14 protein-coding genes, 1 tRNA gene and 2 pseudogenes are annotated in these 20,958 nt (G+C 70.0%); 9 read left to right on the top strand and 8 right to left on the bottom strand.

Going from position 1 to position 20,958, the window contains the following annotated elements; translation table 11 throughout:
- Window positions 1–52: 52 nt before the first annotated feature.
- The 4 genes from ACK1X7_RS11780 to ACK1X7_RS11765 form a co-directional block, all read right to left on the bottom strand.
- Window positions 53–1,315, bottom strand: a complete 1,263-nt coding sequence (locus tag ACK1X7_RS11780) for an IPT/TIG domain-containing protein (RefSeq protein WP_413115068.1) — start codon at window positions 1,313–1,315, stop codon at window positions 53–55.
- A 164-nt stretch (window positions 1,316–1,479) separates the two neighbouring features.
- Window positions 1,480–2,271 (bottom strand): IPT/TIG domain-containing protein, encoded by a 792-nt coding sequence (locus tag ACK1X7_RS11775; protein ID WP_385145046.1) that lies wholly within the window; start codon window positions 2,269–2,271, stop codon window positions 1,480–1,482.
- Between the two features lie 395 nt (window positions 2,272–2,666).
- Window positions 2,667–3,548, bottom strand: a complete 882-nt coding sequence (locus ACK1X7_RS11770; protein ID WP_413115067.1) for a siderophore-interacting protein — start codon at window positions 3,546–3,548, stop codon at window positions 2,667–2,669.
- Window positions 3,549–3,594: 46 nt separating this feature from the next.
- Complete coding sequence (locus ACK1X7_RS11765) at window positions 3,595–4,506, bottom strand: 5'-3' exonuclease (protein ID WP_413116872.1); 912 nt, start codon at window positions 4,504–4,506, stop codon at window positions 3,595–3,597.
- 232 nt (window positions 4,507–4,738) lie between these two features.
- Between ACK1X7_RS11765 and ACK1X7_RS11760 the strand changes: the two genes are divergently transcribed.
- The 5 genes and pseudogenes from ACK1X7_RS11760 (at window position 4,739) to ACK1X7_RS11740 (ending at window position 11,269) form a co-directional block, all read left to right on the top strand.
- The gene (locus ACK1X7_RS11760; protein ID WP_385145042.1) at window positions 4,739–5,887 is read left to right on the top strand and encodes a quaternary amine ABC transporter ATP-binding protein; all 1,149 of its coding nucleotides are present in this window, start codon (window positions 4,739–4,741) and stop codon (window positions 5,885–5,887) included.
- A complete protein-coding gene (locus tag ACK1X7_RS11755; RefSeq protein WP_390793893.1) occupies window positions 5,880–8,498 on the top strand; it encodes an ABC transporter permease/substrate binding protein in 2,619 nt (872 codons plus the stop codon). The genes ACK1X7_RS11760 and ACK1X7_RS11755 overlap by 8 nt, the downstream gene beginning before the upstream one ends.
- A 191-nt stretch (window positions 8,499–8,689) precedes the next feature.
- A complete protein-coding gene (locus ACK1X7_RS11750) occupies window positions 8,690–9,427 on the top strand; it encodes a helical backbone metal receptor (protein WP_385145038.1) in 738 nt (245 codons plus the stop codon).
- Between the two features lie 276 nt (window positions 9,428–9,703).
- Window positions 9,704–10,339: pseudogene (locus ACK1X7_RS11745) on the top strand (alpha/beta hydrolase); the annotation flags it as partial.
- Window positions 10,340–10,372: 33 nt separating this feature from the next.
- A complete protein-coding gene (locus ACK1X7_RS11740; RefSeq protein WP_385145056.1) occupies window positions 10,373–11,269 on the top strand; it encodes a virginiamycin B lyase family protein in 897 nt (298 codons plus the stop codon).
- An 85-nt stretch (window positions 11,270–11,354) separates the two neighbouring features.
- On the opposite strand, the gene ACK1X7_RS11735 is transcribed toward ACK1X7_RS11740, so the two are convergent.
- Entirely contained in the window at window positions 11,355–14,666 is a 3,312-nt protein-coding gene (locus ACK1X7_RS11735; RefSeq protein WP_413115066.1) for an amidohydrolase family protein, read from the bottom strand.
- 276 nt (window positions 14,667–14,942) lie between these two features.
- On the opposite strand from ACK1X7_RS11735, the gene ACK1X7_RS11730 reads away from it, so the two are divergent.
- Complete coding sequence (locus ACK1X7_RS11730) at window positions 14,943–15,893, top strand: alpha/beta fold hydrolase (protein ID WP_385145034.1); 951 nt, start codon at window positions 14,943–14,945, stop codon at window positions 15,891–15,893.
- Between the two features lie 33 nt (window positions 15,894–15,926).
- On the opposite strand, the gene ACK1X7_RS11725 is transcribed toward ACK1X7_RS11730, so the two are convergent.
- Window positions 15,927–16,850 (bottom strand): transketolase family protein, encoded by a 924-nt coding sequence (locus ACK1X7_RS11725; RefSeq protein ID WP_398160092.1) that lies wholly within the window; start codon window positions 16,848–16,850, stop codon window positions 15,927–15,929.
- A 31-nt stretch (window positions 16,851–16,881) separates the two neighbouring features.
- Window positions 16,882–17,583 (bottom strand): transketolase, encoded by a 702-nt coding sequence (locus ACK1X7_RS11720; protein ID WP_413115065.1) that lies wholly within the window; start codon window positions 17,581–17,583, stop codon window positions 16,882–16,884.
- 225 nt (window positions 17,584–17,808) lie between these two features.
- Between ACK1X7_RS11720 and ACK1X7_RS11715 the strand changes: the two genes are divergently transcribed.
- Window positions 17,809–17,885 (top strand) — tRNA-Pro (locus tag ACK1X7_RS11715).
- A gap of 234 nt (window positions 17,886–18,119) precedes the next feature.
- Here the strand turns inward: ACK1X7_RS11715 and ACK1X7_RS11710 are convergent.
- On the bottom strand, window positions 18,120–19,211 hold the full coding sequence (locus ACK1X7_RS11710) for an integrase core domain-containing protein (protein ID WP_385139588.1): 1,092 nt from the start codon (window positions 19,209–19,211) through the stop codon (window positions 18,120–18,122).
- A 119-nt stretch (window positions 19,212–19,330) separates the two neighbouring features.
- On the opposite strand from ACK1X7_RS11710, the pseudogene ACK1X7_RS11705 reads away from it, so the two are divergent.
- Both ACK1X7_RS11705 and ACK1X7_RS11700 read left to right on the top strand, forming a co-directional pair.
- A pseudogene (locus ACK1X7_RS11705) lies at window positions 19,331–19,687 on the top strand (RHS repeat-associated core domain-containing protein); the annotation flags it as partial.
- 288 nt (window positions 19,688–19,975) lie between these two features.
- Window positions 19,976–20,947: a polymorphic toxin-type HINT domain-containing protein gene (locus ACK1X7_RS11700; RefSeq protein WP_413115064.1), complete on the top strand. Its 972-nt coding sequence runs from the start codon at window positions 19,976–19,978 to the stop codon at window positions 20,945–20,947.
- The last annotated feature ends 11 nt before the right edge of the window (window positions 20,948–20,958 follow it).

Genomic DNA, 20,958 nt, shown 5'->3' with positions numbered 1-20,958 from the left:
CCCGGCGGCCTGCGGCTGACCGGCGGCCTCCCCATGGGGGCTTGGGTGCCCGTCAGGTGGGGTCGTAGACGAAGGGCAGGGCGTTGCTGTTCCCGGCCGGGGTGTGGGCCACCACATTCACCGTGCCGGGCGCCCCGCCCGGGGAGGTCGCGACCACCTGGGTGTCGGAGATCGCCGAGAACGAGGCCGGGGTCCCGCCGAAGGTCACCGCGTCGGTGAAGGTGAGATTGGAACCGGTCAGTACGACGGCGTCGCCCCCGGTGTCCTGGCCATGGGTCGGATTGAGGCTCGTCAGGACGGGTGCCGCGAGATAGGTGTAGAACGGATTCCCGCTGCCCCCATTGCTGGTGCCGCCCGGTGTGGTGACCGTGACGACGACCGTGCCGGTTCCGGCCGGGGCGGTCACGGTCAGTTGGGTGTCGGAGACCACGGTGAAGGCGGTGGCCGGGACCCCGCCGAAGTTCACGGCGGTGGTGAGCGTCAGATTGCCGCCGAAGACGGTGACGGTGTTGTTCCCGGTGTCCGGGCCGAGGTGCGGCGACACATCGATGACGGTGGGAGCGGCGATATAGAAGTACGACAGCGGATTGCTGGTCCCGCCGGCCGTGGTCACGGTGACACTGACCGACGACGGCGGCCCGGCGGGCGCGCTGACGGTGATCTGGGTGGCGGAATTGGTCAGGATCGTCGCCGAGTTGAGCCCGAACTTCACCGATGTGGCGCCGGTGAGGTTGGTGCCGGTGAGGGTGACGGTGTTGCCGCCGGAGGTGGGTCCTGAGGTGGGGGTGAGGGTGGTGATGGTGGGTGCGGGGGTGGTGGTGTAGGTGTAGGGGAGGGCGTTGCTGGTGCCGCCCGGGGTGGTGACGGTGACGTTGGTGGTGCCGGTGCCTGCGGGGGCGGTGGCGGTGATTTGGGTGGGGGTGTTGGTGAGGATGGTGGCGGGGGTGGCGCCGAAGAGGACTTGGGTGGCGCCGGTGAGGTTGGTGCCGGTGAGGGTGACCGTATTGCCGCCGCCGGTGGGCCCCGAGGGCGGACTGAGCGCGGTGAGCACCGGAGCCGCGACCGTCGCGTAGAGAAAGAACACGTTCTGGGTGCTGGTCCCCGTCGGTCCCGTGACCGTCACCTTCACCGTGCCGCTTCCCGCCGGGGTTCTGGCCGTGATCTGCGTACTGCTCACGATGACCACATTGGTGGCCAGGTTGGCGCCGAACCTGACCGCGGTGGCACCGGAGAAACCGGTGCCGGTGATGGTGACGGAGGTACCCCCCGCTGGAGCACCCTGGGCGGGACTGACACTGGTCACTACGGGAGCCATGACGCTCTTCTCCTTCTCGTACCGTCTGGGACGGCCGCGCCCCGGCCGGCGATCGTCGGCCAGGGCGCGGGGCGCCGCCGCCCGTCCGTGCCACGCGACGCGGACGGCGGCGACTTGGTGGGCGTGCGTGCCGTCGGTGCCCGGTGCCCGGTCGTCCCGGAGGGTCAGGTGACAGTGAACGCCTGGGCGTTGGAGTTGCCGCCACAGGTGTGGACCGTGATGGTCCCGGCGCCGGTGGCGAGTCCGGCGGGCACGGTGGCGACGAGCTGGGTGCCGCTGATGGGCGTGAAGTCCGCCGTGACGGTGGCCGCGGCACTGTCGGTGAAGGTGACGGTGTCGACGTTCACGAAGCCGGTTCCGGTGACCGTGATGAGGTCGCCCTCCGTGCCGGTCGTGGGAGCCACCGAGGTGATGGCCGGTGTGAGGTAGTAGTCGATCAGGGTGGTGCCCGCCGGGCTGGTGCCGCCGGCCGTGGTGATGTTCACCGACTGGGTCGAGACCGTGCCGACCTGGCCCGGGTTGGCCGGTGCGGTGAAGGTGACCTGGCTGGGCTGGGTGGGGGTGACCGCCACGTTCCCGACGGTGCCGACGCCCACCTGCGACCCGGTCAGGAAGTTGGTGCCGAACAGCGTCACCGAGCCACCGGTGGCGGCCGGAACACAGGTGACGCTCAGCCCCGTGGTCGTCGGCGCGGCGATGACGAAGAACGGCAGTGAGTTGCTGGTGGCGCCGGTGTTGCTGGTGACGCTGACGGAGACCTGTCCGGAACACGGCGCCGAGCTGGGCACGACGAAGCTGACCTGAGTGGCCGTCACGGAGGTCGGAGTGACCGCCGCCGAACCGAAGTTCACCCTCGTCGTGGTGGCCATGGCGGTGCCGTTGATCTGGACGGTGTCCCCCGCCTTGCCTTGGTTGGTGGTGGTGGTCGTATCCACCAGGGAGGTGATGGTTGCCATGATCGTTCTCCTTCGGTCGTGCCGCTGTGCCGGAGGGTGCGCGCGGAGAGCGAGCCGATGGCTGACGAGGCCCGCGACCGTGTGACACGGTCCGGTGGGGCGGGAAGGGCGCGTGAAGACCCGTTGCCTCGGGGCCGGCACCTGGGGCGGGTCGTCGTTGGGAAGCGATTCGGCGCCACAGCACGGGGCGCCGTCGATGTCGCTGTCATTGATTTAAGCGACTGGACGAACGATGCGACAGGTGCAATTGGTGCATCACGGTATTCATGTGTAAGTAGGGTTAAAAGCCCCTCGGATGGTGGTATCTGCCGTTGTGCGCCCCCTGGACACAAAAGGGCGGGTGGTCGGCCTCAGCCGTCCACCCGCCCGCCGTACCCACGGTGCGGTGCGGTGTCCTACGCTGCGGCCTCCTCGGGCCCCGCCGTCTCCTGCTCCGCCTCGACCTGCTGGTTCCACTCCCGCTTCGACGCCTGCCAGCCGTCCTCGTCATGGCCGCGCCGCCAGTAACCGGAGATGGACAGCCACTCGCGCGGGATCTGGCACTCGAGGCGCAGATGGCGGCGGATCTCCTTCACGAAGCCCGCCTCCCCGTGGACGAAGGCGTGCACCTGCCCGGGCGGGAACTCCAGCCCCCGGACGGCCGCCACCAGCGCCTCGCCGACCGGTGCGGCGCCCCGGTGCAGCCAGCTCACCCGGGCCCCCTCGGGCACGGTGAGCTTGAGCTCCTCCGCCTCGTCCGCCACCTCGATGAACGCGTGCACCGGCACCTCGGCCGCGCCGCCCGCCCGGCTGTCGGTGAGCCGCTCCAGCGCGGCGGCGATCGCGGGCAGCGCGCTCTCGTCCCCCATGAGCAGATGCCAGTCGGCCTCGGCGCCCGGGGCGTAGGCGCCGCCCGGCCCCATGAAGTGGATCTCCTCGCCCAACTGGACCCGGGAGGCCCACGGCCCGGCCAGTCCCTCGTCGCCATGGGTCACGAAGTCCACCGTCAGCTCGCGGGCCGCCGGATCCCAGGCCCGGACCGTGTACGTCCGGGTGACCGGCCACTGCTCGCGCGGGAAGTCGGCGCGGATCCGCTCCAGGTCGAACGGCTCGGGGTAGGTGGCGCCCCCGGTCGGGAAGAGCAGTTTGATGTAGTGATCGGTGCACTCGCCCACATGGAAGTCGGCGAGGCCGTCGCCGCCCAGGACGACCCGCACCATATGCGGGGTCAGCCGGTCGGTGCGCACCACCTGTGCGCGATGCGGCGTGCGCGTCTTACGGGCCGGACGGTCCGCCATGGCAACTCCCTGATCAACTAGAGTTAGGTATACCTAACTTAACAGCTCATCCCTCGAGAGTGGACAGCAATCTGCGCAAAGATCCGCCCAATCCCCACCGTTCCGTAAGCGCCTCCACGGCTGCGGGGTCGCGCGGCGAGCGCGGCAGTGCCGGGTCGAAGGCCGGCAGCGCCACATCCGAGGCGACCCGCACCACCTTCGGGGCGACCTCGATATACGGCCGCGCCTCGGCCAGCCGCTTGCGCTGGGTCGGGGTCAGCTTGGCGGCGGGGTCGTCCACCGCGGCCATGATCCCGGCCAGGTCGCCATGGGCGGCCAGCAGCTTGGCGGCGGTCTTCTCGCCGACGCCGGGCACCCCCGGCAGCCCGTCGCTGGGGTCGCCGCGCAGCAGCGCCAGATCCACATACCCCCGCCCGTCGACGCCGTACTTCTCGCGTACGTAGGACTCGTCGACCAGTTGCAGCGTGCCCACGCCCTTGACGGGGTAGAGCACCCGCACCCCGCGCTCGTCGTCCACCAACTGGAACAGATCGCGGTCGCCGGTGACGATGTCGACCGGGCCGCCCGCCCGGCCCGTGAGCGTGCCGATCACATCGTCGGCCTCATGGTCCGCGGCGCCCACCCGGGCGATGCCGATCGCGTCGAGCACCTCGTCGATCACCGGAACCTGCGGGGTGAGGGTGTCCGGCACCTCCTCCTGGTCCACCCCGGCCCCCTCCGGGGCCTCCTCGGCGACCCGGTGGGCCTTGTAGGTGGGGATCAGCGCGACCCGCCAGGCCGGGCGCCAGTCGAAGTCCATGCAGGCCACCAGATCGTCCGGGCGGTGGTCCTGGACGAGCCGGGCGATGAAGTCGAGGAGCCCGCGCACGGCGTTCACCGGCGTGCCGTCGGGGGCCCGGACCGAGTCCGGCACTCCGAAATAGGCCCGGAAGTAGAGGGAGGCGGTGTCGAGGAGCATCAGGCGTCGCGTCACCCCCCGATCATGCACTACCCGGCGGACAGAACTCCTGGGATAATGTGAGCTGGATCACCGTTTGGTTTACGCCAAACCGATCAGGGCAGGCGCGCCCCCGGAGCGAACCCGTTCAGTACTTCAACTATTGCGGCGGTCCGCGGTCCGATGCCGTGCCGCTCCACGACCCGCCGGCGGGGGTGGCGGGTCGTTTTTTGGTGCGATCTGAGAGGTACATGTGGCCACATTGCGAGCCGAACGCCTGTACAAGGTGTTCGGCAGACGACCCGATGAGGCGGTGGCGCGGCTCGAGGGCGGCGCGGACCGTGAAGAGCTCCGCGCGAGCGGGACGACAGCAGCGGTCATCGACGCGTCCTTCACCGTCGAGGCGGGTCAGATCTTCGTCGTCATGGGTCTGTCCGGATCCGGTAAGTCCACGCTGCTGCGCATGCTGAACGGGCTGCTGGAGCCGACCGCGGGGCGCGTGCTCTTCGACGACGACGACCTGACCGTGCTCAGCCCCAAGGACCTGCGCGAGGTGCGGTCCCGCAAGATCAGCATGGTCTTCCAGCACTTCGCCCTCTTCCCGCACCGCAGCGTGCTGGAGAACGCCGCCTACGGCCTCGAGGTGCAGGGCGTGCCTCGCGAGGAGCGCGTCCGGCGCGCCACCGAGGCGCTGGAGATGGTCGGCCTGGCCGGCTGGGAGAAGTCCTGGCCCGATGAGCTCTCGGGCGGTATGCAGCAGCGCGTCGGCCTCGCCCGCGCCCTGGCCACCGACGCCGACATGCTGTTGATGGACGAGTCCTTCAGCGCGCTCGACCCGCTGATCCGGCGTGATATGCAGGACCAGTTGCTCCAGCTCCAGAAGCGGCTCAAGAAGACCATCGTCTTCATCACCCACGATCTGAACGAGGCCATGCGGCTCGGCGACCGTATCGCCGTGATGCGCGACGGCAAGATCGTCCAGATCGGCACCGCCGAGGACATCCTGGTCACCCCGGCCAACGACTACGTCGCCTCCTTCACCCAGGACGTCGACCGCAGCCGGGTGCTCACCGCCGGCGCGATCATGGCCGAACCGAGCGAGGCCCTGGGCAGCAAGACCGACGACGGCACCACGCTCCGCACCGAGCAGGACGTGCTGGCGGCCGCCCCCGCCACCGTCCCCGAGAGCACGCCGATCATCGAGCTGTTCCGGCCCTGTTCGCTCAGCGGCGTCGCGGTCGCCGTCACCGACGACGACGGCGCGCTCGTGGGCGTCGTCACCCGCGCCCGGCTGCTCGCCGTCCTCGGCGAGCCGGACGCCGGACCCGACGGCGCGAAGCCGCCGGCCGGTGACACCCCGGACGCGCCCGAGGCCACCAAGAAGGTGATCACCGGTGCCTAGGCTTCAGCTCGGCGACTGGATCAACTCCGGCGTCAACTGGCTCCGAGACAATCTGAGCTGGCTCTTCGACTTCATCTCCAGCGTCGTCCAGGGCATGTACGACGGGCTGAACACCGTGCTCAGCGGCCCCGAGCCGCTGCTGTTCGCGGGCATCCTGGCGCTGCTCGCCTGGTGGCTGCGCGGGCTGCTGCCCGCCGTGCTCGCCTTCCTGGGATTCGCCCTCATCGACTCGATCGAGTTGTGGGGCGAGGCGATGAACACCCTCGCACTGGTGCTGGTCGCCGGTGTGATCACCATCGTGTTCGCGGTGCCGCTGGGCATCTGGGCCTCGCGCAACCGCGCGGTGAGCGCCGTGATCCGCCCGGTGCTGGACTTCATGCAGACGATGCCCGCCTTCGTCTACCTGATCCCCGGCATCTTCTTCTTCGGCCTCGGGGTGGTCCCCGGCGTCGTCGCCACCGTCATCTTCTCGATGCCCCCGGGCGTCCGCATGACGGAACTGGGCATCCGGCAGGTGGATGCGGAGCTGGTCGAGGCGGCCGACGCCTTCGGCACCCATCCGCGCCGCACCCTCCTGCGCGTCCAGCTTCCGCTGGCCCTGCCCACCATCATGGCGGGCGTCAACCAGGTGATCATGCTGGCGCTGTCCATGGTCGTCATCGCCGGCATGGTCGGCGCCGAGGGCCTGGGCTCCACCGTCTTCCAGGCGATCAGCTCCGTCGACGTCGCCATGGGCTTCGAGGGCGGTATCGCCGTCGTCATCCTGGCCATGTACCTGGACCGGATGACCAGCGCGCTCAACCAGCGCGTCTCCCCGCTGGCCCGCCGTGCGCTGGCCAAGGAGAAGGCCAAGGCGCTCAGCGGCCTCAAGGTGCTGCACTGGCGCCCCGCGACCTCCGTCGCCATGGTCGGCGTCGTCGTCCTGGCACTCGTCGCGGGCGGCATGAGCATGTTCGGCGACGACGAAAAGGGACCCGAGGTCTCCGCCAACGTCGGCAAGGGCCAGTCGGTCAACATCGGCTACATCAACTGGGACGAGGGCGTCGCCTCCACCTTCCTGTGGAAGGAGCTCCTGGAGCAGCGCGGCTTCAAGCCCAAGGTCCAGTCGTACGACGTCGGCGCGCTGTACACCGGTATGGCCGCGGGCAACATCGACTTCGAGACGGACTCCTGGCTGCCCACCACCCACGCCTCGTACTGGGCGAAGTACAAGGACAAGCTGGAGAACCTCGGCTCCTGGTACGGCCCCACCTCCCTGGAGGTCGCGGTGCCCTCGTACGTCAAGGGCGTCAAGACCCTGGAGGACCTCGAGAAGAAGTCCAGCACCTTCAAGAAGAAGATCGTCGGCATCGAGCCCGGTGCCGGTGAGATGAAGCTGATGCAGGACAAGGTCATGCCGGGCTACGGCCTGAACAAGAACTTCTCCCTGGTCAAGGGCTCCACCGCGGCCATGCTCTCCCAGTTGGACCGCTCCTACGCCAAGAAGGAGCCGATCGCGGTCACCCTGTGGTCCCCGCACTGGGCGTACGACAAGTACGACCTCATCAAGCTGAAGGACCCCAAGGGCGCCTTCGGCAAGGGCGACCGCATCGACTCCCTGGCGCGCAAGGGCTTCTCCAAGGACAACCCGCAGGTCGCCAAGTGGATCAAGAACTTCAAGCTGGACGAGAAGCAGCTCACCAGCCTGGAGTCGGCCATCCAGGACGCCGGTAAGGGCAAGGAGCAGGAGGGCGTGCGCGCCTGGCTCAAGAAGAACCCCGGCCTGGTCAACAAGCTGGCCCCGGTGCCCGGCGGCGAGCAGAAGGGCAAGGACGCCGGAGCCGCGCCGAAGATCGGCTACTTCCCGTGGGACGAGGACATCGCCACCACCTACCTGTGGAAGAACGTCCTCGAGCGGCGTGGCTACAAGCCGTCGATCAAGCAGTACGACGTCGGCTCCATGTTCACCGGAATGAGCACCGGGCAGGTCGATGTCGAGTTCGACGGCTGGCTGCCGGTCGCCCAGAAGCAGTACTGGGACAGATACAAGAAGAACCTGGTCGACGTCGGGTCGTGGTACGACAAGACCTCCCTGGAGATCGCCGTGCCGTCCTACGTCAAGGACGTGAAGTCCCTGGCGGACCTGAAGGGCAAGTCGTCCACCTTCAAGGGGAAGATCATCGGCATCGAGCCGGGCACCGGCGAGATGAAGATACTCAAGAGCAAGGTGCTGAAGGCGTACGGCCTGGACAAGGAGTACACCGTCAGTGACGGCTCCTCGCCCGCGATGCTGGCCCAGCTCGAGCGCTCGTACGCCAAGAAGGAGCCGGTCGCGGTCGTCCTGTGGACCCCGCACTGGGCCTACAGCAAGTACAAGCTGACCAAGCTCGCCGACCCGAAGCAGGCGTTCGGGGCCAGCAACCAGCTCCACACGCTCGCCAACAAGAACTTCCCGAAGAAGTTCCCCGAGTTCAACGGGTGGCTGAAGAAGTGGCACATGACCGAGAAGGAACTCGCGAGCCTGGAGGCGTCGATCCAGGACGCCGGTAAGGGCAACGAGGAGGAGGGCGTCCAGAAGTGGATTGACGCCAACCCCGGCATCGTCGACAAGATGGCGCCGGTGACTTCCTGATCCGCCACCAGGTGGTCTGCTGACCCACCGCAGGCATGACGCACACACCGCGGCCCGGAGCACCTGCTCCGGGCCGCGGTCGCTTCCTTGGTGCCGGCGGCTCGTACGCGGCCCTTAGGGCTCGCATCCGGCGTTGCCGGAACCGCGTGACCGGTCGCGTCGTACGGTGGAGCGCGTCGTACGGTGGAGCGATGAGCCCTCGCATCCCCGTACGGCGCGTGGTGTCCCTCGTGCCCTCGCTCACCGAGGCCGTCGCCGCCACCGCGCCGGAGCTGCTGGCCGGGGTGACCGACTGGTGCACCCATCCGCCCGGCCTCGCCGCGGAGCGCATCGGCGGCACCAAGAACCCCGACACCGCCCGGATCGCCGCCCTCGCACCGGATCTCGTGATCGCCAACGAGGAGGAGAACCGCCCCTTTGACCTCGCCGCGCTGCGCGCCGCCGGTCTCGAGGTCCTGGTGACCGAAGTGCGCACCCTGGACCAGGCGTTCACCGAGCTGGAGCGGGTCCTGGTGCGCGGCTGCGGACTGGCCCGGCCCGGCTGGCTGGACGCGGCCGAGGCCGCCTGGGCGGACGTACGGGCCAGTGACCCGGGGCGGCAGGCCGTCGTACCGGTATGGCGGCGTCCGTGGATGGTGCTGGGCCGGGACACCTTCGCCGGTGACGTCCTGGCCCGGCTGGGCGTACGGCACCTCTACAGCACGCACCCCGAGCGCTATCCCCGCATCCCGATCGAGGAGTTGACGGCGCGGAACGCGGATCTGGTGGTGCTGCCCGACGAGCCGTACCGCTTCACGGCCGACGACGGACCCGAGGCGTTCCCCGGCATCCCGGCGGCCCTGGTCAGCGGCCGTCACCTCACCTGGTACGGCCCCTCGCTGGCCGAGGCGCCCGCCGTCCTCGCGGCCGCGTTGACGGCGGCGCGCTGACGGCAGCGAGTGAACGGCGACGCGCTCACGTCCCAGGGGGTACACGGCCGAGGGCGACGGCCGTGGCCTCCTCGCGCTGGTCGTGCATAGTGATTCCCGCTACGGGAGTTGATCGCGACCCTCGCGAGTCCGGACGGACCACCCCGCGACGGACCACCCCACGACGGAGGACCCTTGCTGAACGTCATCGCCGTACCCGCGGAGCCCGGGGCGGTCCAAGCGGTCCGCGACCGCGCCGACGCGCTGATCGCCGCCCCGCTCCCGGACGACGCCGAGGTGCGCGGCGACTGGGTCCGCGCGCCCGGCGCCCGGGGCGGCGCGGTGATCTACGTGCACGGCGGCGGTTTCGCCCACACCATGCCCGAGGCCGAGCGGGTGATGGCCTATCGGCTCTCCAAGGCCACCGGACGCCCCGCCCTGCGGGTGAACTACCGGCTGGCGCCCGAACACCCCTACCCCGCGGCGCTCGAAGACGTTCTGGCCGCCTGGCGGAGCGTGCTGGACGAGGGCGTCCCCGCCGCCGAGGTCGTACTCGCCGGTGAGTCGGCCGGGGCCACGCTGGTGCTGTCCGCCCTGCTGGAGATCGGGCGGACCGGCGGTCCGCGGCCCGGTGCCGCGGTCGTGGTCTCACCCGTCACCGACTTCGCCCTTACCGGTGCGTCGCTCGCCGCCAACGACGGTAAGGACGTCATGAACCAGGCCACCCTCGGCTCCATACGCGCCCAGTACCTGGCCGGCGCGCCCGCCGACCGGGCCCCGCAGTCGCCGCTGTACGGGGACCCGCGCGGGCTGCCACCGCTGCTGATCGCCGTCGGTACGGACGAGGTGCTCCTGGACGACGCCCGCCGCTTCGCCGAGGCGGCCGACGCCGCCGGGGTCAGCGTGCGCCTGGAGCAGTACGCGGACATGCCGCACGCCTTCCACCTGTCCGAGCCGGGCGAGGTGCTGCTGGACCGGATCGGCCGGTGGCTCGCCGACCCGGTCCGCGTCTTCACCGTCAGCGAGCCCGACGCGGGGCCCTACGCGCTCACCGGCGGCCCCGACGGCGCCCTGTGGTTCACCCTGGTCCACCAGGGCGCGATCGGCCGCAGGGCCGCGGACGGCGGGATCACCGTCCACCCCGTGGGAGCCAGGCCGACGGTGATCGCCCAAGGACCCGACGGCGCCCTGTGGTTCACCGAGTACGGCACCCACCGCATCGGCCGGATCACCGTGGACGGCACGGCCTCCTCCTACGCACCGCCGACCGCCGACGGCGGCCCGTACGGGATCGCCGCGGGCCCGGACGGGGCCATGTGGTTCACGCTGTCGGGCGCCGACCGCATCGGGCGGATCACCATGGACGGCGACATCACCGAGTACCCCGCGCCCGGAGCCTTCCCGTCCGCCCTGGCGGCGGGGCCCGATGGCGCGCTGTGGTTCACCCTCAACCAGGGCAACGCCATCGGCCGGATCACCATGGACGGCCTGACGACCGTCCACCCCCTGCCGACCGAGGCCGCCGCGCCGGTGGGCATCGCCCAAGGGGCGGACGGCGCCCTGTGGTTCACCGAGATCGGCGCGGGGCAGATCGGCCGCATCACGGTGGACGGCACCGTCACCGAATACCCGCTGCCCGACCGAGAGGCGCGGCCGCACGCCATCACCCACGGCCCCGACGGGGCGCTGTGGTTCACCGAATGGGGCCGCGGCGGGGTCGGACGCATCACCACCGACGGCCGGATCACGGCGTACGACCTGCCCCGAGCCGACTGCGAACCGCACGGCATCGCCGCGTACGACGGCGCACTGTGGTGCGCCCTGGAAACGGGCTCCCTGGCCAGGACCGACGTCCCCCGGTAACCGCGACCCCCGAAGCCGTTGCCCAAGTGCTGGAACCTGGCGGGGTGGGCCGAGGACCGGAGCCCCCGCCCCACCCCCGGCACCCTCAGCCCTCCACAGCGCAGCAGGAGTCGCGCCGCAGCAGCCGCCCCACCTCCAGCCACTCATCCGCCGACCGCCCGTGCGGTGCCGCCGCGGCACCGGCCCCCGGGAAGGACTCGACCAGTTCGCGCTGCTCGTACGGCACCCCGCCGCGCAGCACCGACACCGTCCGTACCAGCGAGTCGAAGTCCGTGAAGGGATCGCCGTCCACGACCGTCAGATCCGCCAGCTTGCCGACTTCCAGGGTCCCCAGGTCGCGTTCGGCACCGAAGGCCCGCGCCGGGAGGACGGTCGCCGTGCGCAACGTCTCCTGCGGCGACAGCCCGAACCGGTGCAGGGCGCGCAGGGCCAGATGCAGATGGAGGCCCACCGGCACCAGCGGCTGGTCCGTCCCCAGGGCCACCACCCCGCCCTCGGCCAGGATCCGCCGGTAGACCCCGATCTCGGTGCCCAGCGTGGTCAGTTGGGCCGCCGTCGGGGGCGTCCCGGCGAGCTGCCGTACGAGCGCGGTGTCCCACGGCGGCATCAGCCGGGTGACCCGCTCGTCCTCCGCCAGCGAGGGGTCCGCGCCCACCAGGGGCGAGGCCGTGAACGGCGTGGCGATGAGCCGGAAGTCGGAGGTCGCGGTGTAGATCTCCGCCACGTCCTGCTGGGAGTGCCCGGACGCCGTCGTGGCGTGCCCGTACTCCAGCCGCTGGGTGGCCTGTAGATGCGTCGTCAGGTCCTGTCCGAGCTGTATGCCCGGTGAGCACAGATGGCTGCCGGTGCGCACCCCGAGCCGCTCATGCGCGAACCGGGCCGCCTCCTCCATGATCCATCCCGGTGCGCGCACATACGTCTTGACGAAGTCCCAGTCGAGCGCGGCACCGCGCGCCAAGGAGCGCCGCAGACCGTCCCGGGTGCGATGCGCCCGGCCCATGCTGTACGCGACGCGCGGCCCGTCCAGCAGCTCGCCGGTGGCCAGCAGCCGCGGCCCGGCCAGCGCGCCCGCCGCGACGGCCTCCCTGAGGCGCGCCTGCTCATAGGCGAAGCCGCCGAGGGAGACGGCCGTGGTGATGCCGTAGGCGAGCTGTAGGGCGGTCTGACGGCCGCCATAGGTGTACTGCCAGGGGTGGGTGTGGGCGTCCCACAGCCCCGGGATGACGGTGCGGTCGGAGGCGTCGACGCGCCGTTTCGCGGGCCGCCCGGCCCGGTGCGCCTCCACGGCCGCGATGCGTCCGCCGCGCACCACGATGTCCACGTCCTCGCGGACCGTGCCGTCCTTACGGCCGTCACCATCACGACCGGTGCCGCCGCCCTCGCCTCCGGTGCCGTCCCAGAACCGTCCGGCGTGCACGACGGTGTCCGCGGGGCGCGGCCGCCGGTGGTCCAGCGGGACGCGGACCGTGCGGGCGGTGCCGCGCTCGACGTCCAGCAGCCGCAGTCGGCCCGCCGACAGATACAGGACATGGCGGGAGTCGCCGGACCAGGAGGGATGGTCGGCGGCCTCGTCGGTCAGCCGGCGCGGTGCGCCGTCGGGGGTGCCGTCCGCCCTTACCGGCAGCAGCCACAGGGCGGACTCGACGATGAGCGCCATATGGCGGCCATCGGGGGACCAGACCGGTCCGGAGTCATAGCGGTCGGAGAGGGAGGTGTGCGGTGCGACGGCATGCTGCCTGGCCGTACCGGTGTCGGTGTCGATCACTCGGATCAGGTTGTAGCCCTCGCGGAACCGCTGGTTCAGCCGGTTGCGATCGCACAGTGCGACATAGCGCCCGTCGGGCGACCAGCTCGGTCGGCCGGGCAGTCCGCCGGCGCCCATCGGCGCGGCGAGCACCCGTTCCGTACCGGCGTCGAGATCGCGCAGAACCAGGTTTCCCGACATGTCGACACTGACGAGCCGCTTGCCGTCGGGGGAGAGCGCCGGATGCACCCTGCCCCCGGAGGCCAGCACGGTCTCCTCGCCCGAGGCGAGGTCCCGGCGGCGCGCGGCCAGCAGCCCGTCGCGGTCGTCGGCGTACACCAGGGCGCGCCCGTCGGACGTCCAGGTGGGGGCCAGCAGATACCGGGTGGGGGCCGCCCGTACGACCCGGCGGGGGGCGCGGCCGCCGGAGACATCGGCGACCCAGAGCGAGTTGAGCGCGGCGAAGGCCACCTTACGGCCGTCAGGAGAGAGCGCGGGCAGATGCAGCCCGCGCACCGGCCGCACCCCGCCACCGTCGAAGTCGTACCGCTTGACGCGATACCGGGGCCGGTCGAGGGGGAGGGTGGCGGAGAAGGGGATCTCCTCGTACGCGACGCCCTTACGGTCGGATTCCGCACCGCTTCCGGCCGCGCCGGACCGTACCGCCGGGGACACCCGGCACACCCGGAACCGCCCGTCGACGGTGAGCAGCAGCTCGTCCCGCGACACCCAACGGGGCGGCACGGGCTGCACATCCCCCGCGATCGCCACCGGCTTCCCGGCCACGACCAGCGTGCAGGAGGCGGCGGGAGCGGCCGTGGTCCGCAGATAGGCGAGGTGGCCGTCCGCCGACACGGACGGCGTCATCACCTGGGCGCCGGCCGTGGGATCGGTGTGCTCGGCCGTGACCGGACCGGTGCCGTCGGCCCGTACGGAGGCCACCGTACGGGCGTTCAGCGTCGTCCCGGCGAGCGCGCCGCGCACGAACAGCACCCGTTCGCCGTCCGCGGCCCAGGTGGGGTCGAAGTCCTCCCAGGCGCCGTCCTGGAGCGGCCCGTCCTGCCCGTCCGCGCCCGTGAGCCGGGTGAGCTCACCGCTGGCCACCTCCAGCACCCAGATCCGGTACGGGCTGCCCGCCACGGGGTCGCCGCCGCGCTCGGAGGCGAAGGCTATCCGGGTACCGTCGGGCGACCAGGCCGGACCGCGGTCGTCCCACGGGCCGTCCGTTCGCTGCCGCAAACCAGAGCCGTCGGGGCGCAGCGTCCAGATATGGAATCCGCCGCCCCGGTAGGCGCAGACGGCCAGCAGCTTCCCATCGGGGGAGTAGACCGGCCGGGTGGGCTCCAGATCGGCCGGTGTGAGCGATACGGCCTCGCTGCCCTTACGGGCGACCGACCACAGGACGTTCTGGACCTCGGCGATCATGCGGCCGCCGGACGGGGAGAGGGTCGCGGCGCCGTTGGTGGCGGCGGTGAAGGAGAGCGAGACCGGCCGGGCCGGTGCGGCGGCGGCCGTCTCGAAGGGCAGTGTGGCCGCGGTGGCGGCGGCGGTGCCCGCGGCGGCGGCCTGGAGAAAACGCCGCCGCGACAGGGCGGAGGCGGTTGCGGAGTCGGCTGCCGAGGCGGGGGAGAGCGAAGCGTCGTGCGTGTCCAACGGTCCTCCTGGAGCAAGGGAGTTGCATGGATCAGGAGTCGATACGCGGTACCAAGCCCTTGATCGTTACACCCCCCACGCCCCGGAGGACAAGAGCGCGTCGATGCCCTTGGCTTGCGGGCCCGGCAAAGGGAGAGTGAGCCGTCCACGCCGGACCGACTCGCACAGACCGACCAGCACAGACACAGACCGGCCGGCACCAAATCGATGTGCACCAAATCGATGTGCACCAAATCGATGTGTACCGGATCGATGAGCACCAGGAGATGAGACGGCATGCCCGACGGCGGTATCACCCACCGCACCGACCATCTGCCCACGCCCGACGGTGTGCGGGTCGCGACCTACACCTGGCTGCCGGAGAACGGCGCCCCGCGCGCGATCGTCCAGATCGCCCACGGCGCCGCCGAACACGCCCGGCGCTACGACCGGTTCGCCCGCTTCCTCGCCGCGCACGGCTATGCGGTGGTCGCCTCGGACCACCGGGGCCACGGAGCCACCGCCGAGTCGACGGGCGGCTTCGGCGTCGTCGGCGAGGAGGGCGACGGCTGGCGGGCGATCGTCTCGGACCTGCGCGCCATCGGCGACCGCGCCCGGGCCGCGCACCCCCCTGCGCCGCTGTTCCTGCTGGGCCACAGCATGGGTTCGATGCTGGCCCGGGACTGCGCCCAGGAGTACGGCGAGGAGCTGGCCGGGCTGATCCTCTCCGGGACCTTCCGCTCCCTGCCGGGGACCGAGACCGAGGAGGCGCTGGAGGGCATCGCCCAGGAGATCGCGGAACGGGGCCGGACCGCCTCGTCCACCTTCACCCCGACCCTCTTCGCGTCGTTCAACGACCCGTATGAGTCCCTTCAGGACCGGACGGGCTTCGAGTGGCTGTCGCGCGACCCGGCGGAGGTGGCCGCGTACGCGGCGGACGAGCGATGCGGCTTCGCGTTCAGCGCCGGGCTGTCCCTGGACTGGGTTCATGGCGTCCGTAAGATCAACGACCCGCGCCACCAGGCCCGCATCCCGGCCGCGCTGCCGGTGCATCTGGCGGTGGGTACCGAGGACCCGTGCAACCAGGGGATGACGCTCGTCTACGAACTCCTGGAGGACTTCCGCTACGGCGGCACACGGGAGCTGAGCTGGAAGGGGTACCAGGGGGCCCGGCACGAGATCCTCAACGAGACCAACCGGGACGAGGTCCAGCAGGACCTGCTGACCTGGCTGGAAAAGCACCTCTGAAACCCACCGGCCGGCCCGGCGGGAACCACCGCCTCAGCGCAGAAAGCCGGAGATGCGCGCGCGCAATGACGCCGGGTCCAGCCCCTGGCCCGCGAGATGCTCGTCGATCGTGCCGTAGCGGCGCAGCTCGCGCCGGGGGATGCCCAGGCCGAGCACCCGATGCGGACGATCGGCGAGCGCGTCGTTGACGGCGGCGGTCGAGGTGCCCGCGAGATACGGCTCGACAAGCACCACATCGACTGCCGCCCCGGCTCCCGCCCCCGCCCCCGCCCTCGCCCCTGCCGTCGCCCGCAGCGTCCGCGCATCGAAGGGCCGCACCGTCGTGGCGTACAACACGGTCACATCCAGCCCCTCGACGGCCGTGAGCACGCTGTCGAGCATCGGCCCGACCGCGATCACCACGCCGCCGCGCCCCTCCCGTACGGTCAGGAAGTGGCCGGGGTCGATGTCCCGCGGTGTGGAGTTGGAGTGTGCCGACAGCCGGACGTACACGGAGTCGTCACCCGCCGCGGCAGCGTCCCGCAGCAGCGCCTCGGCCTCGCCCGGATGGCCGGGCACATGGACGGTCCAGCCGTCGAGCGTGTCCAGCAGGGCCACATCGCCGGGAGCCATATGGGTGTAGCCGCCCGCGGGCCAGTCGTACGAACCGGCCGCGCTCACCAGCACCCCGCCCACCCCCTGATGCCCGAAGTCCAGCTTGACCTGCTCAAAGGGCCGCTCGACCAGAAAGCTGGCGAAGGTGTGCAGAATCGGCCGCATCCCGGTCAGCGCCAGCCCACCGCCGACGCCGACCAGCAACTGCTCGCGGATGCCGACATTGATCACCCGGTCGGGATGCGCCCGGGCCGCGTCCGTGAAGCCGTCCTTACCGATCTCCGCAAGCACGACGGCCAGCCGGGGGTCGTCGTCGAGAAGCCGGGAGACGGTGACGGCGAAACGCTCACGCATGGTGTCCATCGAAGACAGTTCCTCTCACCCTCGAAACAAATCAGACCTTGGCCTCGACCCGGGCCACCACGGCATGCGGCCGCCCCGGGTGCGGTGCGGTGTACGCCTCGTACAGCGCCTGGTGATCACGCCCGTCCACAGTCGCCGTGGACCACCCCGCGACCTCGAACCGCGCGGCGATGCCCCCGGGCCGGCCATGGGTGGCGGAGGCATTGTCGACAACGACGGTGTGCAACCGCTCCAGCCCGACGGCCCCCGCATACGCGATCGCCTCGTGATTGCTGCCCTCGTCCAGCTCGGCGTCGCCCACGAGCACCCACACCGCCGCCCCGGAAAGCCCCCGCGCCCGCAACCCGAGCGCACTCCCCACGGCCAACGGCAACCCATGCCCGAGCGAGCCACTGCTGATCTCGGCACCCGGTACGAGCACCCGATCCGGATGGTGCCCCAGCGGCGACTCGTACGCCCCGAACCCCGGCAGCCACGACTCGGGCAGAAACCCCTTGGCGGCGAGCACGGCGTAGTACGCCATCGGCCCGTGCCCCTTGGACAGCAGAAACCGATCCCGGTCCGGAGCATTCACCGCCTCCGGCGAGACCCGCAGCACCCGGTCGTAGAGCACCCAGACCACATCAAGCGTCGAGGTCGCGGCCGGCCCATGCTTCTCGTCCCCGGTCATCAGACTCATCAGCCGAGGAAGATCGTCGTACCCCTGCGCGGTGTGAACGTCGATGAAGGTCATAACCCGAGCGTGCAACTTAAACCCAACTTCAAGTCAAGAGCCCCGCCCTCTCCCCTCCCGGCTCCCCACTAACCCTGAGCAACCGCCCCATCCCACCGAGCGAACACCCCACCCGCTCCCGCCGGACTCCCGATCTTCACCCGGGGGTGGCAGCGGCCACCCCCTGAGGTGCGGTATTGTTCTTCATGCGCGGTCGGCGAGGGAAAGCCCAAGCCGAGCGAGCACCGGGACGTGGCGCAGCTTGGTAGCGCACTTGACTGGGGGTCAAGGGGTCGCAGGTTCAAATCCTGTCGTCCCGACCAGCGTTTTCGCAGGTCGGAGGCCGTTTCCGCGGGTAGCGGAGGCGGCCTTAACCATTTCCGGGCAGGGAGCGAGTGGGAGCCCTCTGGGAGCCCGCGTGCTCCCAACTCGCAGACGTGTCAACGGTGCCCGATTCGTCCGTCACCCGGTCCGGTAGACCTGCAGCGCCGTACCGAGCCCCTGCGTGCCGTCGTCAACCGTAGCCCTGTAGGTGCCGAGAAGTACGTCCGTGCAGGTCATGCGACGTGGTGGTACTCGTGGAGGACGCCGCTGAGGCGGTCGCGTCGGTGGACGTTGAGGTGGGCGAGCCTGTCCGGTTGGCCGACCGGCGCGGGCAGCGGGCGGAGAGGCGCGGCGCCCTTGAGAGTGCGGTGGGGTCTGTGATCGTTGTAGAACTGCTCGTACTCGCGTAGTGCGTGGAGCAGGTGGGTCTTGTTCCATATGAGGGTGCGGTCGAGGAGCTCGGCCCGGCATGACCGCACCCACCGTTCTGTGATGGCGTTCATGCGGGGTATCCGGACGCCGGTCTGGATGACCTTGATGCCCTCGGCCTGCAGGACTGCGTCGAAGGCAGCTGGGTAGCGGACGTCCCGGTCCCGGATCAGGTATTTCGCCCTGGCGTTTGTGTCGTGGAGGTCCATGACCATGTTCCGCGCGAGTTGGGTCACCCATGCCGCGGTCGGGTGGGCGGTTGCGCCGAGGATGCGGATGCGTCGGCTGGCGTGTTCGATGACGGCGAGGACGTACAGCGTCGCCCCGGTCAGGGTCTTGGTTTCGAAGAAGTCGGCGGCGAGGATGGCGTCGGCCTGCGAACGTAAGAAGGCCGCCCAGGTTGTGTGTTCCCGCTCGGGTGCGGGCGGGATGCCGTGTTCTTTGAGAATGCTCCATACCGTGGAGGCGGCGACCTTGATGCCGAGGGCGGAGAGTTCGCCGTGCACACGCCGGTAGCCCCAGCTCGGATTCTCCCGTACGAGGCGCAGAACCAGGATCCGGATGGAGCGGACGGTACGTGGTCGGCCACGGCGTTTGGGACGGGAGGCCTTTGCGTGGCGGCGGCGGAGCAGGTCGCGGTGCCAGCGCAGGAGAGTGTCCGGAGAGACGATCAGGCGGAGTCGGCGGAGCCGTGCTCGTGGGAAGCGGTGTAGCAGGGCCGCCAGGAGTGCCCGGTCGGGCCAGGTCAGCTGCGGGCGGCCTACCGTGCGCTGCAGCACGGCGACTTGGTGGCGCAGGGCCAGGATCTCCAGATCTTTCTCGCGATCGCTCATCGGCACGAGTCGTACGAACGTGAACACGGTCGACACGGTGAGGTAGAGGAGTCGCAGCAGCACAGTCAAGCATCTCGCGGTCGGTGCGGATGGGCTACACCCGGTCTTGGCCCAGGGGAGGAGAGAAGCGATCGCGTTGACCTTTCTCCAAGCTCACCGACAGCGCGACCTGCACGGACGTAATATCCGGCACCTACACCGGCACAAAGGGCCAGTCCACCACGAAGCTGACCTTCCTCGCCGCCGACCAGCACGGCACCGGCACCCTGGCCGTCGATGTCGACACTCGCGCGGTCGCCAAGCGCTACACCAGCCCCTTCGGCGCTCCGCGCGGTACCAAGCCCACCACATGGCCGGACGACAAGGAGTTCCTGGGCAAGCCGGCCGATGGCGTCACCGGCCTCACCCACATCGGCGCCCGCGAATACGACCCCGTCACGGGCCAATTCCTCAGCCTCGACCCGCTCCTCACTCCCGACCAGGGGCAGTCCCTCAACGGCTACAGCTATGCCAACCAGAATCCGGTCACTGACTCGGACCCCACGGGCCTCTGTGTAGACCCCGGCAACGGGCACTGCATGCCGACCAACGGCGGAGACGCTGGTAAAGACGCCCCACCGGAGAACCACTACCCCAGCGGTGGTGGTTGGCACCATGGCGGTGGGGGCGGCGGCGGTGGCGGAGGCGGCAGAGGTGGAGGTGGGGGCACTGCGTCCACTTCGGCTTCCTACCCGACGCCCGCGCCGAGTCCCGGACCTCCACCTGTGCCCGGCCCTTATCGCGATGAGAAAGCCGGCACGGGACTGTTCAGCGTCATAAAGCTGGCAATGGACTTCTTCGGCCCGGACACATCGGAATGGAAGAAGTGCGGAGACTTCAAACTCTCCGGGTGTCTTTGGGCTGCGGCTGATCTGCCGGGCCCGGGGAAGGCCCTCAAGGGCGTCAAGATCTGGAAGAAGGCACGGAAGGCCGAGAAGAAGGCTGACGATGCGGTCGACGCAGCCGAGAAGGCGGTCGAGAAGTGCCACAGCTTCACCGAAGAAACGCAGGTCGAGCTCGCAGACGGCGGCCACAGTGACATCAAGGACATCAAGGTCGGCGATAAGGTTCTCGCCACCGATCCCGAAACCGGGAAGAGCGAGGCCCGTCCGGTCGTTGCGACGATCGTCACCAACGATGACAAGGACTTCACCGACCTCACAGTGAGGACCGGTGACCGACCCGCGTCGATCATCGCCACCGACACCCACCCGTTCTGGGTAACGAGCGAGGCCCGCTGGGTGGACGCCGGCGACGTCATCACCGGCATGCAGCTCCGCACGGACAAGGGCAAGGCTGTGACGGTCACCTCCGTGCGCCACTTCACGAAGCTGCAACGTACCTACGACCTCACAGTCAGTAGAATCCACACGTACTATGTACTCGCTGGGCAGACGCCGGTTCTGGTTCATAACAGTGGAGGATGCCTTCCTGCTCTCCGGGACTGGAGCAGTCAGCGGTTCCAGTTAGGGAATCAGTCCTTCTTGCTGGACAAGAAGGGAATGGAGCACATCCTCACTCGTCATCACCCGAAGTATTGGGATGGCTCGGTGAAGAAAACGCAGTCCTTCTTCGATTCGAGCATGAGTGTTGATGACGTCCAAGGCGCTATCGGGCAAGTCATGCGGCAGAACCGCGATACGCTCGTTCAGCGAGGCAGTCAGGGAATGTATCAGATTCGCGGCAATGTCAACGGCGTCGATTACGTGCTCGGCATGAACAGAGGTCGAGTGGGCCAGTTCTATCCGGAATCTCCATAACCGAAGGGCCT

It is taken from the genome of Streptomyces sp. CY-1, assembly GCF_047218265.1.
Taxonomy (GTDB): domain Bacteria; phylum Actinomycetota; class Actinomycetes; order Streptomycetales; family Streptomycetaceae; genus Streptomyces; species Streptomyces niphimycinicus.
Note: the sequence above shows the minus strand (reverse complement) of the source record. Positions and strands in the feature narration are given on the sequence as shown.